The organism is Rhodococcus sp. NPDC019050 (assembly GCF_055664235.1).
In genome coordinates, this window is sequence record NZ_JBVOON010000005.1 from 220,392 (window position 1) to 234,809 (window position 14,418).

Annotated in this window: 15 protein-coding genes and 1 tRNA gene; 4 read left to right on the plus strand and 12 right to left on the minus strand. The window is 65.7% G+C overall.

Features of this window, described 5'->3' with window-relative positions:
- The first annotated feature begins 10 nt into the window (after positions 1 to 10).
- Positions 11 to 1,078, plus strand: coding sequence for a cellulase family glycosylhydrolase (locus AC0B44_RS08805; protein WP_471902506.1), 1,068 nt, complete (start codon positions 11 to 13; stop codon positions 1,076 to 1,078).
- 5 nt (positions 1,079 to 1,083) lie between these two features.
- Here AC0B44_RS08805 and AC0B44_RS08810 read toward each other — a convergent pair whose 3' ends face one another.
- The 12 genes from AC0B44_RS08810 to AC0B44_RS08865 form a co-directional block, all read right to left on the minus strand.
- Positions 1,084 to 2,166: a GNAT family N-acetyltransferase gene (locus AC0B44_RS08810; RefSeq protein WP_471902507.1), complete on the minus strand. Its 1,083-nt coding sequence runs from the start codon at positions 2,164 to 2,166 to the stop codon at positions 1,084 to 1,086.
- Between the two features lie 223 nt (positions 2,167 to 2,389).
- Positions 2,390 to 3,607 (minus strand): MalY/PatB family protein, encoded by a 1,218-nt coding sequence (locus AC0B44_RS08815; RefSeq protein ID WP_471902508.1) that lies wholly within the window; start codon positions 3,605 to 3,607, stop codon positions 2,390 to 2,392.
- Entirely contained in the window at positions 3,604 to 4,068 is a 465-nt protein-coding gene (locus AC0B44_RS08820; protein ID WP_471902509.1) for a DinB family protein, read from the minus strand. Before AC0B44_RS08820 ends, AC0B44_RS08815 begins: the two co-directional genes overlap by 4 nt.
- A gap of 75 nt (positions 4,069 to 4,143) precedes the next feature.
- Complete coding sequence (locus tag AC0B44_RS08825) at positions 4,144 to 4,797, minus strand: phosphate signaling complex PhoU family protein (RefSeq protein ID WP_471902510.1); 654 nt, start codon at positions 4,795 to 4,797, stop codon at positions 4,144 to 4,146.
- A gap of 357 nt (positions 4,798 to 5,154) precedes the next feature.
- On the minus strand, positions 5,155 to 6,804 hold the full coding sequence (locus tag AC0B44_RS08830) for a hypothetical protein (protein WP_471902511.1): 1,650 nt from the start codon (positions 6,802 to 6,804) through the stop codon (positions 5,155 to 5,157).
- 96 nt (positions 6,805 to 6,900) lie between these two features.
- Complete coding sequence (locus AC0B44_RS08835; protein ID WP_471902512.1) at positions 6,901 to 7,671, minus strand: N-acetyltransferase; 771 nt, start codon at positions 7,669 to 7,671, stop codon at positions 6,901 to 6,903.
- Between the two features lie 62 nt (positions 7,672 to 7,733).
- Complete coding sequence (locus tag AC0B44_RS08840; protein WP_471902513.1) at positions 7,734 to 8,030, minus strand: Rdx family protein; 297 nt, start codon at positions 8,028 to 8,030, stop codon at positions 7,734 to 7,736.
- Positions 8,031 to 8,226: 196 nt separating this feature from the next.
- Positions 8,227 to 8,388: a hypothetical protein gene (locus AC0B44_RS08845; protein WP_471902514.1), complete on the minus strand. Its 162-nt coding sequence runs from the start codon at positions 8,386 to 8,388 to the stop codon at positions 8,227 to 8,229.
- 105 nt (positions 8,389 to 8,493) lie between these two features.
- Positions 8,494 to 9,585, minus strand: coding sequence for a glycosyltransferase family 4 protein (locus tag AC0B44_RS08850; RefSeq protein WP_471902515.1), 1,092 nt, complete (start codon positions 9,583 to 9,585; stop codon positions 8,494 to 8,496).
- Entirely contained in the window at positions 9,582 to 10,727 is a 1,146-nt protein-coding gene (locus AC0B44_RS08855; protein ID WP_471902516.1) for a glycosyltransferase family 4 protein, read from the minus strand. The genes AC0B44_RS08850 and AC0B44_RS08855 overlap by 4 nt, the downstream gene beginning before the upstream one ends.
- Before the next feature lie 225 nt (positions 10,728 to 10,952).
- The gene (gene dcd, locus AC0B44_RS08860; RefSeq protein ID WP_471902517.1) at positions 10,953 to 11,543 is read right to left on the minus strand and encodes a dCTP deaminase; all 591 of its coding nucleotides are present in this window, start codon (positions 11,541 to 11,543) and stop codon (positions 10,953 to 10,955) included.
- 45 nt (positions 11,544 to 11,588) lie between these two features.
- On the minus strand, positions 11,589 to 12,224 hold the full coding sequence (locus AC0B44_RS08865; RefSeq protein WP_471902518.1) for a TetR/AcrR family transcriptional regulator: 636 nt from the start codon (positions 12,222 to 12,224) through the stop codon (positions 11,589 to 11,591).
- 84 nt (positions 12,225 to 12,308) lie between these two features.
- Between AC0B44_RS08865 and AC0B44_RS08870 the strand changes: the two genes are divergently transcribed.
- The 3 genes from AC0B44_RS08870 (at position 12,309) to AC0B44_RS08880 (ending at position 14,358) form a co-directional block, all read left to right on the plus strand.
- Positions 12,309 to 13,130, plus strand: a complete 822-nt coding sequence (locus tag AC0B44_RS08870; protein WP_471902519.1) for an oxygenase MpaB family protein — start codon at positions 12,309 to 12,311, stop codon at positions 13,128 to 13,130.
- 83 nt (positions 13,131 to 13,213) lie between these two features.
- Positions 13,214 to 13,284: transfer RNA gene (locus tag AC0B44_RS08875), tRNA-Gly, on the plus strand.
- Between the two features lie 111 nt (positions 13,285 to 13,395).
- Complete coding sequence (locus AC0B44_RS08880) at positions 13,396 to 14,358, plus strand: GmrSD restriction endonuclease domain-containing protein (RefSeq protein ID WP_471902520.1); 963 nt, start codon at positions 13,396 to 13,398, stop codon at positions 14,356 to 14,358.
- Positions 14,359 to 14,418 lie beyond the last annotated feature (60 nt).

Genomic DNA, 14,418 nt, shown 5'->3' on the forward strand with positions numbered 1-14,418 from the left:
GAGAACAGTGGTGCGCAGAGAACTCAGGGGCCTGGCAGCGATGCTGGTCGTGATGGGTACCGTCGCGTGCGGGAGCACCGAGCCTGCGATGTGCCGCACCGATCTGACGGCCGACAGCCTCGGCGTGGCCACAGGGTCGGGGCTCGACACCCTCTCCGACGCCGATCTCGACCGCTATTTCGCTACCACGGCCGAGAGCGGCGCAACCTGGGTGCGATTCGACTTCGACTGGTCGATCATCGAACCTGTCCGCGGGGAGTTCGACTGGTCCGGCACCGACCGTGTCGTCGACGCGGCGCACGCCCACGGACTCGAGATCCTCGGACTGCTCACCCACACCCCCGAGTGGGCCCGCGCCGCCGATGCTTCCGACTCGCACGGCCGGCCCGCCGACCCCGCCGAGTTCGGGAGATTCACCGGTGACGCCGCCCAGCGGTATCGCGACCGGATCTCCCACTGGGAGATCTGGAACGAACCGAATCTCGCGGTCTTCTTCGGGCCACAACCGGACCCGGTGGCGTACGCAGCGCTCCTGGAGTCGGCGTCGAATCGCATCCGCGAGGTGGTGCCCGGTGCCGTGATCGTCAGCGGCGGACTGTCACCCGCAACCGACAACGGGACGGATATCGCCCCGACGACCTTTCTCTCCGAACTGTACGAACTCGGTGGAGCGGCGAGTTTCGACGTGGTGGGGATGCATCCCTACAGTTATCCCGCTCTGCCGTCGGATGTCTCGACAAAGGATTGGAACTCCTTCTACCGGATGCGCGACATGCGCGACATCATGATCGGCCACGGTGACGACGGCACGCCCGTGTGGGCTACCGAATTCGGGTCCCCCACCGGGACCGGTATCGACGCGGTGGATGCCGACCGGCAAGCGGACATCCTGCGTGACGGCATCACCGAGCAGCGCCGCTTCGACTTCGTCGACAGACTGTTCGTCTACAGCCTGGTCGATCGCGGCACCGACGAGTCGGATCGCGAACAGAACTTCGGCATCATCGACCACACTCTCGATCCGAAACCGGCGTGGCAGGTGATGCGCACCGCCGCAACCACTCCCGGATGCCTCTGACCGAATCAGACTGTTCTGCCCGCCGGCCGGAGCGCGTCGAGGACCCGTTGCCGCGCCGGCCGCACCCAGTCGCTGCCGCGTTCGGCGAGTTCGATCATTTCTCGGGCGCACCGACGCCGGGTGGGCGTCGCGACGACGGTGCCGATCCGGTATCCACCGTTGGCCCAGTGAGACTTGAATTCCGAAGTGCCGACCATGAAGTCGAATCGGGCGATCCCGAGTTCGTCGTGATGATCGGTGAGCCAGCGGTGGAGTAGTTGGCCGGGCTGATGACGGCGAACGTCGGGATGGAAGCGGGCCATCCACATCTCGGCAACGTCATCCGTGTGGAACATGATTTCGTGTGCGCGCCACCGGTTTCCGACGACCAGGCCCACCACGAGGAGATTGCCCGCCCGGGCTTCCGTCTCGAGTAGCGGTTTCGTGAACGACGCGAACGGCGGTCCGCAGAAGTTGTCCCGGTCTGTGTGCTCGTCGGCGGCCGCAGCAACCGCGACGATGTCGGGCCAACGGCGCTCGAAGTGTTCGGGATCTCGGATCACCTCGACCTCGACGGGCGTACCGGCGTTGACGAGTCCCCGCTCGAGGCGACGAAGCGTCTTGAGGGTGCGGCTACCGCGCAGCGACGCCGCACCTGCACCGGCCGCCAGATCGATGGTCAGACCTTGCTCGTCGACCTCCAGATCGACATTCCACAACGGCGACGTGTGCAGCGCTTCGACCAGAGGATCCGCCACATCGACATGGGTCAACTGCAGCGACATCCCGGATGTCGCGATACCGTCCACCAACTCCCGGAGCGCATCCCGGTCGGTTGCCGCGAACGTTCCGATCGTGCCGAGTCCGTGGCCCGGGAACCGGAGCGTCTGCACCCCCATACGATTGCGTCGGTGCAGTGGAGCAACCGCAACCAGCCGTCCGTCGCGGCGGACGGTACACACCGCGAGGCGTCCCCTGCCCAGGGCTCGGTACCAGTTCAGCGCGTACGACGGCCGCGCCGCCACCCGTGCTCCCATGCGGCGTACCAGATCCGACCACTCCGGCACGAGAGCGTCGACCGTGCGCCCGTCGACGACCGCGAAACTCACCGGCTGCTGCGGCAACTGCCGCTCGCCGGACGCCGCCCGCGCTCCGTTTCGGACAGCCGGTCGTGCTCCGCGTCCCGGCCACCCATGTACCCAACTCCTTCTCGACGTGAGGCAAGCCGCGTGCCCTGCTCGCGGAGCGGCACGCCCTTTGCACCACCCGAGAAAGATCGTAGGCGGACAGCACAGCGTTACCGCTCGCGGCACCGAGGGCTGGCGGATCGCCCTACCGAGACCGGGGTACCGCCACCGGCGTCCGCGGCGGAACGACGCCGCAGTCGAGCGCAGAGGTGACACCGTCGAGGATCATGTCGAGGAGGCCGGCAGAGGTCGCGAAGTTGATACGAAGCTGATTGCGGCATCCGCTACCGAACCGCAACCCTCCCTCGACGAGGATTCCGCCTCGCTCCCTGACCTGCTCCACCGGATCGTCGATCCCGAGGGGACCGGCATCGATCCACGTCAGATAGGTGCCTTCCGGAAGATGGTGTCGCGCAGCGGGGATCCGATCGCGGAGCACGGCGTCGACGTGTCGCCGATTCCGGTCGAGGACCTGCATGAGATCGCGCTGCCAGGCATCACCGTGCCGCCACGCCGTGAGTGTGGCGACCACGCCCGGCACCGATACCGCGCCGTACAGGTCGAACGGCTCGGCGTCACGTCGCCTCAGCAACCGCTCCGGCCCGTAATGCACGACCGCGCAGCGTAACCCGGCCAGATTGAACGACTTTCCGGCGGACGTGATCGTGACGGTGCGTGCCGCCGCGTCGGGACCGAGCGACGCGAACGGAATGTGCACATGAGGTTCGTAGACGATCTCGGCGTGGATCTCGTCGCTGACGACGAGCAGATCGAAACGTTCTGCGATGTCCGCAATTTGCTCGAGTTCCTCGCGGGTGTGAACGCGCCCGGTGGGATTGTGCGGGTTGACGAGCACCAGCACGCGAGGCCGGTGCCGCGCGACCCGCTGCTCGAACGCCTCCATGTCGAGGACCCACCCGTCACCCCGATCGACGAACGGGAAGTCGAGTTGCTGCAATCCCATCCGGCGGATCGACGCGAGGAACGGGGGGTAGTTGGGTGTCTGCACGACCACCGAGTCGCCGCGCCGGGTGCTCAGGTGGAGTATCAGCTGCAGGGCCTGGATGAGGTCCGTCTGCTCGCGTACCGACTCCGGATCGGGTTCCCATCCGTAGCGGTTCCGCATCCGGGCAGAGAACTCGGCCCGCAGCGGCGTGCCGTGCACCCAATCCGGATAGCCGAGATCGCTCTCGATCTGTTCGTGCAGCGCACTTCGGATCACGGGTGCGACAGGGAAGTCCATGTCGGCGACCCACGCCGGCAGCAGTCCTTCGTCGACGGCGCGTGCCCACTTCGCTCCCGCTCGCGAGGACAGTTCGGCAACGTCGAGGTCGTCGAACCCCGGGAAAAAGGTTCCGCTCATCGGGCCTCCTCGGGTGTGGAGAGCAACAGATCGCGCGTGATCTCGACCTGCCCGTGGTGCTGGGCGAGTTCCTCGAGGACGTGGAGAAGCACACCGCCGACCGAAACGACGCTGTCCCGATACTTCTCGGGTACAGCATGCGCCGGTGGTGCGGCCGGGTCCAGCCCGACGAGATCCTGTCTCAGTTGCCGGCGCTGCTCGCCGACGAGGCGCGCCAACTCCGCCACCGTTCCCGACGCGCCGAACTCGGATTCGCGGTCGCGGTCGCTGTGGCGACCGAGAGCGACGTGTCCCACCCAGAACTCGACGACCGCGCTGCAGTGGTAGGTGATCGCCCACGCCGAGTTGGCGCCGGGCACCGGTGGGACCGCGTTCGCACAGTCGTCACCCAGCTGCGTCAACGCAGCGAGCATCCCGTCGAATGCGCGATCGACGAAATAGAGGTACTCGTCGGTGTTCATCGCTACCGCCGTTCATCCTCGAGTTCGAGTTGAGCTGAGAATGACACGGTTCACGCTGAACCGCGCGGCGAAAAGTCAGGCGACTTCGGCGGGCCGCTCACCGGTGACGAAGAAAATGAGGCGATCTGCCACGTCAGCGGCCTGATCTCCGAACCGCCCGTAGAAGCGGGCCACGAGGACCGTGTCCACTGCCGTCGGGACATCGCCGTCCCAGTCCTTACCTTCGACCGTGGCGAGTACCCGCGAGTGCACCGCGTCGAGGTCGCGCTGGAGCGTGCGCACCCCCCGGATGGCATCGAGGTCGAGATGGGTGAACGCATCGCGCAGCACATCCGCGATCTGCGACGCGAGATCCGCCATGACGACGAGGTCGTTGTGCAATGCACCGCGGACGAGCAGGTCGGGGAAGCGGCGCCTGGCCACGCGAGCGATGTGCAGGGTCAGCTGCACCATCCTGCTCAGGTCACCGCTGATCCTCACCGCGGAGAACACCAGCCGGAGATCGGTGGCGACCGGTGCCTGCAACGCCAGGATCTTCATCGCGCGGTGGTCGGAGTCCACGGTCAGCTCGTCGAGACGCGCGTCGAGGTCCAGTGCGCTCTGCGCAGCGAGCAGATCACCCCCGAACAGGGCTTCGGTCGCAAATTCGAGCCCTTCCGCGGCCAAGGCTGCGAGTTCCCCGAGCCGCTCGAGCAGCTCGTTCAGTTCGCCTTTGAAAGCTTCCCTCATGCAGCACTCCTTTCGGTGGCGTGCGCAGATCCCCTTCCGGCAGCAGCAGGCGCTGTCGGAATCGGGTGCCCGCTAGGGCGCGTTCTACACCGGCTGATGTTCCGCGCTTTCGCGGTCGATGTCGACGGTCGAATCACCCGGACGGATGTCGTCCATGCGTGCGAGGTGGGCCTTGATCCATGCGGTACTACCCGGTGTCGCGTCTTTCTCATGCGTTGTACCGGCAATGCTGGTAGTCAATGCGGTCCTTCGTCTAGATGCCGACATGCTCGGCGCGCAGGTCACCCACACCCCCGGAGTGACCTCTATCACTATATAGCGGGAGCGCGGGGATACAAGTCGGCCGATCGACGGAACTCAGGAAGCGTCATCCGGCGCGGGGGCCGGTCCGTCGGGGGTCGCGCGGGGGCCCTGGTCGTCGCGCTTCCGAGCGATCTCCTGGGCGTACTCCCGGTTGACCGACTCGCTCACCGGGGCATAAGGCTCGTCGGCGGAGTTCGAGGGTCCCGGTGGTGGGGCGGGGTGCCCGTCACCGTTCCGATTGCGAACATCGGGCTGGTTCTCGAAAAGCGACTTCGGGAGCGTCGCGATCGGCCGGGTGGGTGGTGCCGGATCGACATCCGCAAACGACCAGGCTGCCGGCTCCTGCGGAGGTGCCGGCACGAAGGGCGGGCGCGGCGGAGCGGGCGGACGGGGTTGCTCGGACGGACGGACTGGACGCTGGACGGCCTGCGCCGGCTTTTCCGGTTCGGGCGGGAGAGTGGTTGCGCCCGAATCGGACGTCGCGGCGGGTGTTGCGGCGACGGGCTGCGACTCGTCCGTCTTGGTCCGCGCCGGCTTCTCACCGGCCAGCACCACGAGGCGGGCCGGCACCTCGATTTCCGCGAGCGCCCGCAAACTGTCTTCGACCGCGCTCCGGTCCTCGCTACCCACCGTCACGACGATGAGCGCAAGGCCCGGCTTCTCGGCACGCAGTTGCTTCCACCATTGCTCGGCGAGCCCGCAGCGGATGATGCGCTCGGCCGCGGCATCGCCGAAGACACCGGGTTCGTCTTCGACGCCGGAGCCGTCGAGAACGAGGATCGTTTCACCGAGGGACGCGCGCTGGTGCAGCATCACCACCGTGTCGAGGGGCAGGCGCAGGGGGCCGGGAGCCACGAACTGCACGGCGGTGCGGTACCGGCGCGAGGTCCGCCTGGCCCAAGCCGGCGTGACGGTCGTGCCGAACCGGCCGTTCACCGCGACCAGCAGCTCCGCGACCACGATCAGTGTGAACAGGAACGCGACGGCAGCCTCCGCCTTCGGTTGCGGGGACACCTTCGTGCCACTGCCCGCGGGCGCGGCCAGCACCTGGAGGTGCTCGGCACCCGCGCCGGAGCGCACGGCACGGAGCTGGTCGAGACGCGAGTCGAGTTCGCCCTGCAGCACCGGGTCCGGAACACCGTCTTCACTGTCGGCGGCATCGGCTGCCAGATCGGCGCGCAGACCCGCGACGATTGCGTCGAGGTCGGCGATGCGCGATTCGAGTGCGGTGCGGTTGCGGGTGCTCTGGGCCTGATCGAGCGCAGCAACGACCACCTGCGCGAGCCGGTCGGCTTCTTCCTGGGACCCGTCGCGTGCGGTCACCGTAAGTAGCGTCGGGGAGCTTCCGTAGTCCACCCAGACGTTGCCGGACAACGCGGCCGGATCCTCACCGACCTCCGCCGCGATGGCGGCGACCACCCGGGAATCCTCCGACAGCGCCACGTACGGGGCGATCAATTGCCCGAGCGACGCGTCGGAACCGGAAACCGCGTCGGTGCTGCGGATCTCCACGACGACCGTCGACTCGTAGACACCCGGCCCGCTGTCGCGGACGAAGAACACCGCGAGCGCGACGAGCAACGCCGCGGCCGCCGCGGGCAGCGCGACCCGGGCCAATTCGCGGGCGTGCCCGAGGAGGTCGACGGCCGGAGGGACGCCGAGTTCTCGGCGCCACTCGGCATCGCGGATGTTTCCTTCAAGCACGTCGCGGACCCTTTCGCGGAACTGCCGTAATGGGGGGAATGTCGCTTTGAGGTCGCGAAAATCCGGCCGAACGTTACCGCACCCTGAAGCTCGGGGCTACAAGCCCAGTAGCCAGCGGGGCCGCGACCACATCTGCCAGTTCTCGAGGACCTGGGCTCCCGCCGACACGTAGAGCGGGGTCACCTGCGGATTGGTGAGACCACACATCGGCACCGCGCCCCGACGGGAATAGGTGCGTGCGGCAGCAGCATCCACGAGACGCCGGGCGTAACCGCGACGCTGTCGTCCCTTCCTCGTACCCAGCGACCACACCGTTTCGATCTCGCCTCCGTCGGATATGAGTGTGCAGCACTGCAGTTGGGCGTCGTCGAAGAGGCCCACCGCCGTCAGGGTTGGATCGTCGACGATCGTGTCGGCGTACGCGATGGCCGCGGTTTCCGGCGAAACCCCGAAGGCTCCCGCAGCGAGATCACGGGCGTCGGGCATCTCCGTACGTCCGAGAACCCGGAGCGAGTCGTCTTCCGGAGCGGCAGCCGGTACGAGCACCGTCAGGTCGAGAGCGCCCGCACAAACCCAGCCCCGGTCGGCGAGAATCTGCGCGGCGGCCAGACCCCGTCCGGCCAGCAGCACGATCGACGGGCAACCCGCCGCGGTAACGACATCGAACGCACGCTGCGCGTGTGCGCCGACGTCTCCGTCGTACACCAGTGCGAGGTTGTAGTCGGGGTCCGGCGCACCGGTGATCCCGATCCACCAACCCTCGCCCTCGTCGTAGGACCCGGCAGAAGTGAGTGGCCGCATGCTGCGTCCGTATGCGCGGCGCAGGACGTCGAGCGTGACGGCGGTACCTGTGGTGGAGCCGGTCACTCGTGATCCTCCCGCTCGTCGGCACATCGGATGGCTCATACGAATGCCCGTATTGTCCACGACTATCCCGATTCGTTCCTGCGGTCGGCATGCCCCAGATCCCGGGCCGGATCGACAACATCGCGAACACGTTGCTTGAGCACCGATATGTCCGGAAAGCCCTTGTCTTCCTTGCGGTCCCAAACAAGCGTGTCGTCGACCGCGATCCGGAAGACGCCACCTGTCCCGGGAACCAGGGCGACCTCACCGAGATCTGTCCCGAACGTGCCGAGAAGTTCCTGCGCCATCCATGCCGCACGGAGCATCCATCGGCACTGTGTGCAGTACGCGATCGTGACTCGCGGTCCGTTCCCACTCATACCGAAAGACTATCGACAGGAAATGGTGAAGCCCCGGCGACAATGGTGGAGTCGGCCGGGGCTTCTGCGCAGATCGGCGATGGGGGTTACCGGTCTGCGCAGTCGCCCTCGCAGGGGAACTGGAGGACGACGTAAGGGACTTTATCCCTACAGGATTGCTACTCGCGAGTACGGAAGAAGAGCAGTGGGAAGCCGGTCAGTAGACCAGGGGCGGACGACCGGCGTCGCGCTCCGCGCGCAGCAACTCGATCCATTCCTCCTCGAAGTCCGCGGCGGCGAGGATCCGGGCGACGAGGACCGCGGTCACGGTCGCCAGTCCCGTCCACGCCACAAGGGCGAGCCCGATCCAGATCCACATGTAGCCAGTGTGCGGGAGAAGAGAACCGTACGAACAACGAAATTGCATCGTTTGGGACACACCTGCCACAAACCCCCGCCGATTACGTACGGGCGAGTGTGGAGGTCACTGCCACAACGCCGCCGCCATCTCCGGCAGCGTCCGCTCGATATCGTGCAACGATTCGACGCGGCACCTGGCGATTCCGGAAATCTCGCGCCGCAATCCGGCGTCACCGAGGACCCGCGTCAGCGCCACAGCGAGCGCGTCGGGATCGCTCGGAGGCACCAGCACACCGGCGCCGTCGGCGAGGTATTCCGCCGTACCGCCGTGGTCGGTACCCACGACCGGCACGCCGTGTGCCATCGCCTCGAGCACTCCGAGCGGCCCTGCCTCCGGTGACGTACTCGCCGAGACCATCACGTCCCACGCGTCGAGACCCTTTGCTGCAGGAACATGCCCCAGAAAGGAGACGCGTCCGAGCAGGTCGGGCATCGCCGCGCGGGCACGCAGTTCGTCGAGGAATGGTTCGTCACCGGGGAACGGCGTACCTGCGATATCCAGGTGCACATCGGGGATGCGGGACACTGCTTCCAGCAGGACCCGGTGCCCCTTCCATTCGGTGATCGAGGCAAGGATCCCCACCCGCTGCGGTGTTGCCGCCGGCAGATCCCGGCGAGGCGGGTCGACGGGAACCCCGTTGCGCGCGACGACCGTGTGGAATCCCAGTTGCCGGACGGGCTCGGCCGTCGCACACGACACCGCGACCGCCGTCTCGACGCCGGAGCGGCCGAGTCGGGCGACGAGGATCTGGCGTCGTGACGACAAGGTGTCGTGCACCAGCCATCGCGCGCGTCCGGTACTCCCGGTACCGGCCACGGCAAGCGCGACCGCGGGCAGCGCGAACAGTGAATTGCACACCACCCGCGCATGTGCCGACGTCCGTGCGCGGCGAATTCGAACGGCTGCCCGCGCCCACCGGACAGGTAGCGACGCCAACCCGAGTATCCGGCGGATGCCCTCCTGTCCCTGCATCCCGAGCGGCGGGAGCACCAGATGTGCGGTCTCGCCGGGGAGAGCGTCGGCAAGGGGACCGTCGGGACACGCCACGAGGACGCGCCGCCCTTGGCTCAGGGCATGGTCGATCAGGGCGAGCATGACCTTCTCCGCACCCGACCGCTGCCCCGTATGTGCGACGAAAAGCAAAGGTTCGGTCACCGGGCAGCGACTCTCCCGTGCGCCTCGTACAACAGCTCCGTCAACCGGGACGCCGTGGTCCGGATGTCGAAGTGTTCAGCGATACGCGCGTGCGCGAGCTCCCCCATCTCACGACGGCGGATACCGTCGGCGAGCAGGAGCCGGAGTGCCGCGAGCAGCGCGTCCTCGTCGCCGTGGTCGATGAGCAGGCCGGTTTCGCCGTCGATCACCATTTCCGGGATGGAACCCACCGTCGATGCGATCACGGGCAGCCCGGATGCTCCCGCCTCGAGTATCACGTTGGGCGCCTGGTCCATTCCGGACGGAAAGCACATGAGGTCGGCGGCGGCGAGAATGTCCCACAGTCGATCGTCGCCGCTGTCGAGGTCGTCGATCACCGTCACCGCACGGCCGGCCGGCACAGCATCCTTGGTCACGAGCACCAGGTCGCACGTGTCGGCGAGGTACTCCTGATGCAGTCGCAGCAGGCTGTTACCGCCTTTGCGTTCCATGCTGGTGCCGATGAACACGATCACCGGCCGTGCTCGTCCCGTCCGATCGGGCAGTGCTCGTTCGCCGGTGAGGAACGGCGACCAGATCCCCGGGGCCATCGTCGTCACCTTGTCGTCGGGCAGGCCGTAGGTCGTCCCGGTCAGCGATGCCGCGGTGCGCCGGCCGTTCGCGACCACCGTCACCGCCGCGTCGAGCACCGGTCGTTCGAACCGCAGCGCCGCCCGTACCGCGAGTGGCGTGAAGCGGGTGGGCTCGCGGTAGGGCAACAGGTAGGCGTTGAGTTCGTTCGTGCTGTCGGTGGTGATCACGGTGGGCAGACTGCGCACCACGTCGGCCGAACCGAGCACGCAGTTCTGCGTGTACACGTGCAACACGTCGAATCCGCCGTCCGCGAGCCGTTCACGAACGCGTCGGCGCACACCGCGCGAATGCACGAGTTGTCCCCGAAGTGCCTGCAGATCGAGGTCGAGGCGGCCGAGACCGGGAATCGGCGCACGCATGATCCGGCCGAGAAGGCCCGGCCCGTCCGCATCGAGGAACTCGACGTCGAGATCGTCACGGTCGGCAAAGGCACGGCGCAGAGAATGATGCACCGTGGCGTGTCCGCCGATGTTCTCGTTCACGAACAATGCTTTGAGCGGTGCTCCCACGCACTCACGACCTTCCGTTTTGTCCGTTTCCCTCCCGGTCGTGCCATCGAGATTCGGCCGTGACCCGTTACAGCGCAGATACCGGCCGGATGCAGGCCGACGGATGCCTGGGACGGTCTCGTCCGGAAGCACAGAAGTGGAGTGCGTCCTGCAGGCTGCCATGAGTAGGGAGACGGCGCACGACTACGCCACGTCCTCTTCACAGAGTGGCGCTACCGACCCGGGTCAGCTGGGACGAGCATCCGGATGATCGTGAACAAAGTTCAGATATGCCTTCGACGGCGTCGGCCCACGCTGCCCCTGGTATTTGGACCCGACCTTCGCGCTGCCGTACGGATTCTCGGCGGGGCTCGTCAGCCGGAACAGACACAGCTGGCCGATCTTCATCCCCGGCCACAGCGTGATCGGCAGGTTCGCAACATTCGACAGTTCGAGGGTGATGTGACCGTCGAACCCCGGATCGATGAAGCCGGCCGTGGAGTGGGTGAGCAGGCCGAGCCGTCCCAGTGACGACTTGCCCTCGAGTCGACCGGCGAGGTCGTCGGGCAGTGTGCACCGCTCCATGGTCGAGCCGAGCACGAATTCACCCGGATGCAGGACGAACGACTCCCCCTCCGGCACCTGCACGAGTGTCGTCAGCTCGTCCTGCTGCTTCGCGGGGTCGATGTGGGTGTAGCGGGTGTTGTTGAAGACGCGGAACAGGCTGTCGAGTTTGACGTCCACACTCGAGGGCTGCACGAGCTCCGGATCGTAGGGGTCGATGCCGAGATGCCCGGAGGCGACCTGGGCGCGGATGTCACGATCGGAGAGGAGCACGGGGTAAAGGTTAACAACCGCCGAACACCGGCGAGTGAGACGTGGTCAGCTCTCCGAGTCCTGCCGCAGCTGGGCGGACATCGTGAGTAGAAGTTCGGTGCATTCGTCGACGACCTCGTCCGCGTCGAGCGGAACCGTACCGTCGAGCCATGCGGTCATCACCTGCGCGAGCCCGCCGACGACGTAGTGGGCGGCGAGATCCAGTCGAGGTGTGTGAGTGATCGAGTAGATGTTCTCGGCCTGGGCGGTGACGAGCCCGGCGAACATGCGCGACGAATCGAGACGACGCTTGGCCAGCTGGGGATTGGCTTGGCTGACGGAGAACAGCATGCGCCCGAGCCGCGGGTCCTCGCTGATCTCCCGGACGATGTTCTCCACGCACGCGCGGACGATCGTACGGTCGTCGCCGGGTTGGGCTCCCATCACCGCGGCGAGGGTGCTTTCCGCGATCCGTTGGACCACGTGGTCGTACACGGCGCCGGTGAGTTCGTCGCGGTCCGCGAAGTTCTCGTAGAAGTACCGCGACGCGAGACCCGCGCGCTTGCACACGCCGCGCACGGACAGGACGGGCTCGCCGTCGGCCGCACCGAGGAGGTCGAGGCCGGCTTCGACGAGCGCGGCCCTGCGATCGGCCTGCCGTTCCTCACCCGCGCGTCCACCGTAGAGCCGTCCTGTCGCCATACGCCTATCTTCGCAGATCCCCTTTACGCACCGCTCATATCTGCGTACAGTCGTGCTCAGTTGAGCCGGCCGACAAGGAGCGCGATGACGACCCTCGAGACACCCGCAGGCCTGGACGACACGATGGACGGCCTCGGTCTCGCCGCAGGTGCCGCGAACATCATCATGCAACTCTCCTGGCCTCAGGTGGGCTACGGCGTCTTCGAAAGCCGCGTCGAATCCGGGCGGTTGTTCGACCACCCCGTCAAGCGCACCCGTACCACCCTGACCTACCTCGCGGTCGCCGTACGAGGCACCGACGAAGAGAAAAAGCTTTTCCGGGACGGCGTGAACAAAGCCCATGCCCAGGTGCGGTCCACCGGAGCCAGCCCGGTCAAGTACAACGCCTTCGACCACGAACTCCAGCTCTGGGTCGCCGCGTGCATCTACCGCGGTTTCGAAGACGTCCAGCGCTCGCTTTACGGACCGATACCCGAGCACGCCGTCGACTACTTCTACCAGCGCGGCGCCGCCTTCGGAACCACGTTGCAGGTGCCGCAGTCCAAATGGCCGAAAGATCGCGACGCGTTCGAGCAGTACTGGAAAGAAGGGCTCGAGAACGTCCGCATCGATCCGGTCGTGCGCGAGCACCTGCTGTCCATCGCGCGGATCGAATTCCTGCCCCAGCCCATCCCGTTCCTGTTCGGGCGGCTGAACCTCTTCTTCACCGCGGGCTACCTGCCGCAGCGGTTCCGCGACGAGATGCTGATGGCGTGGACGCCCCGAGACCAACGGCGGTTCGAACGGCTCATGAAGGTGCTCGGCGCGGTCAACAAGCGCCTGCCGGTCGCGGTGCGTGAACTGCCGTACCGCGTCCTGCTCGCCGATATGCGCAGGCGGATCCGGAAGGGACAGAGCCTCGTGTAGGGGTGCAGCGACCGATCGGGGAGTCTGCTAAAGTTTGCTCCTAGCTCGCGCGGAGCCGGTGAAAACCGGAAAAAGCCCAGCGTGCCGATGTAGTTCAATGGTAGAACATCAGCTTCCCAAGCTGAATACGCGGGTTCGATTCCCGTCATCGGCTCTCCTGAAGGCCCTGGCCAGCGCATCGCGCAGCCGGGGCCTTTGTTGTTCTCCCCGTAGCCGGTACCTCCGTGGTACCTCCGACCCCGGCTCGGCGGGATAGCATGCCGGCATGACTGAGTGGGCTCCGCAGGTTCTAGACATTGAAAAGACCAGTTATACGGTTCAGGAGTTCCTTGAATGGCAAGATCTAGGACGCCTTGAGCTCAGTCCTAGCTTTCAGAGGGGCACCGTCTGGCGGCAACCTGCGATGGCTCATCTCATCGATACGATGCTGCGTGGATATCCGATCCCACCGATCCACATTCGATTTGTCCGCGATGAACGGAACGATCTAGTGCGCGAGGTGATCGACGGACAGCAACGCCTTACAGCAGTACTCAAGTACGTTGCGGACGAGTATCCACTAGCTAAGCCGCGCAATACCTCAGGCGATCTGCCTCCGTGGGCAGGATTACGCTTCTCGCAGCTTGACAATGATTTAAAGCAGAGAATCCTAGATTACTCGTTTCGCGCCGAATCATACAAGGGACAGATTCCCGACCGCGTCGTGTATGAAATATTTTCAAGAATAAATATCCATAGCGTTCCCCTGAGTGATCAAGAGCTGCGAAACGGTCGCTACTTCGGGGAATTCAAGCAAAGTGTATATCTTCTTGCTGAAGAACAGAAGCCGCTCTGGCAAAGCCTATCACTCTTCGGGAGCCAGGCATTCGCCCGAATGCTAGACGCGCAATTTGTGTCTGAATTATTGCTCGCTCAAGTGTCCGGCATGCAGGATAAAAAGAAGTCACTTGACGATATTTATGCACGATACGAATCAGAGTGGCCCGAGCGGGATGAGAATGAGCACAAATTCCGTCTAATTATCGATGCAATAAGAAAAGACTTTGCCGAAATAATTCAAGGAACAAGGTTCACCCGAACGCCCCTGTTCTATACGTTGTATTGCGTTCTATATCACCGCATATTCGGCATAGTGGACCAAAGGGTTCCGAGCGGCGAATCCCCATTGCCCCAATCACCCAAGGCGCCCTTAACCTCGATCTTTCGTGCGGGTGACGCGCCGGCCTGAGCAGTTCGGACTGGGTGTGGAAACCGCGGATCCGGTGTGCGGCCACGATCGACTACCCGA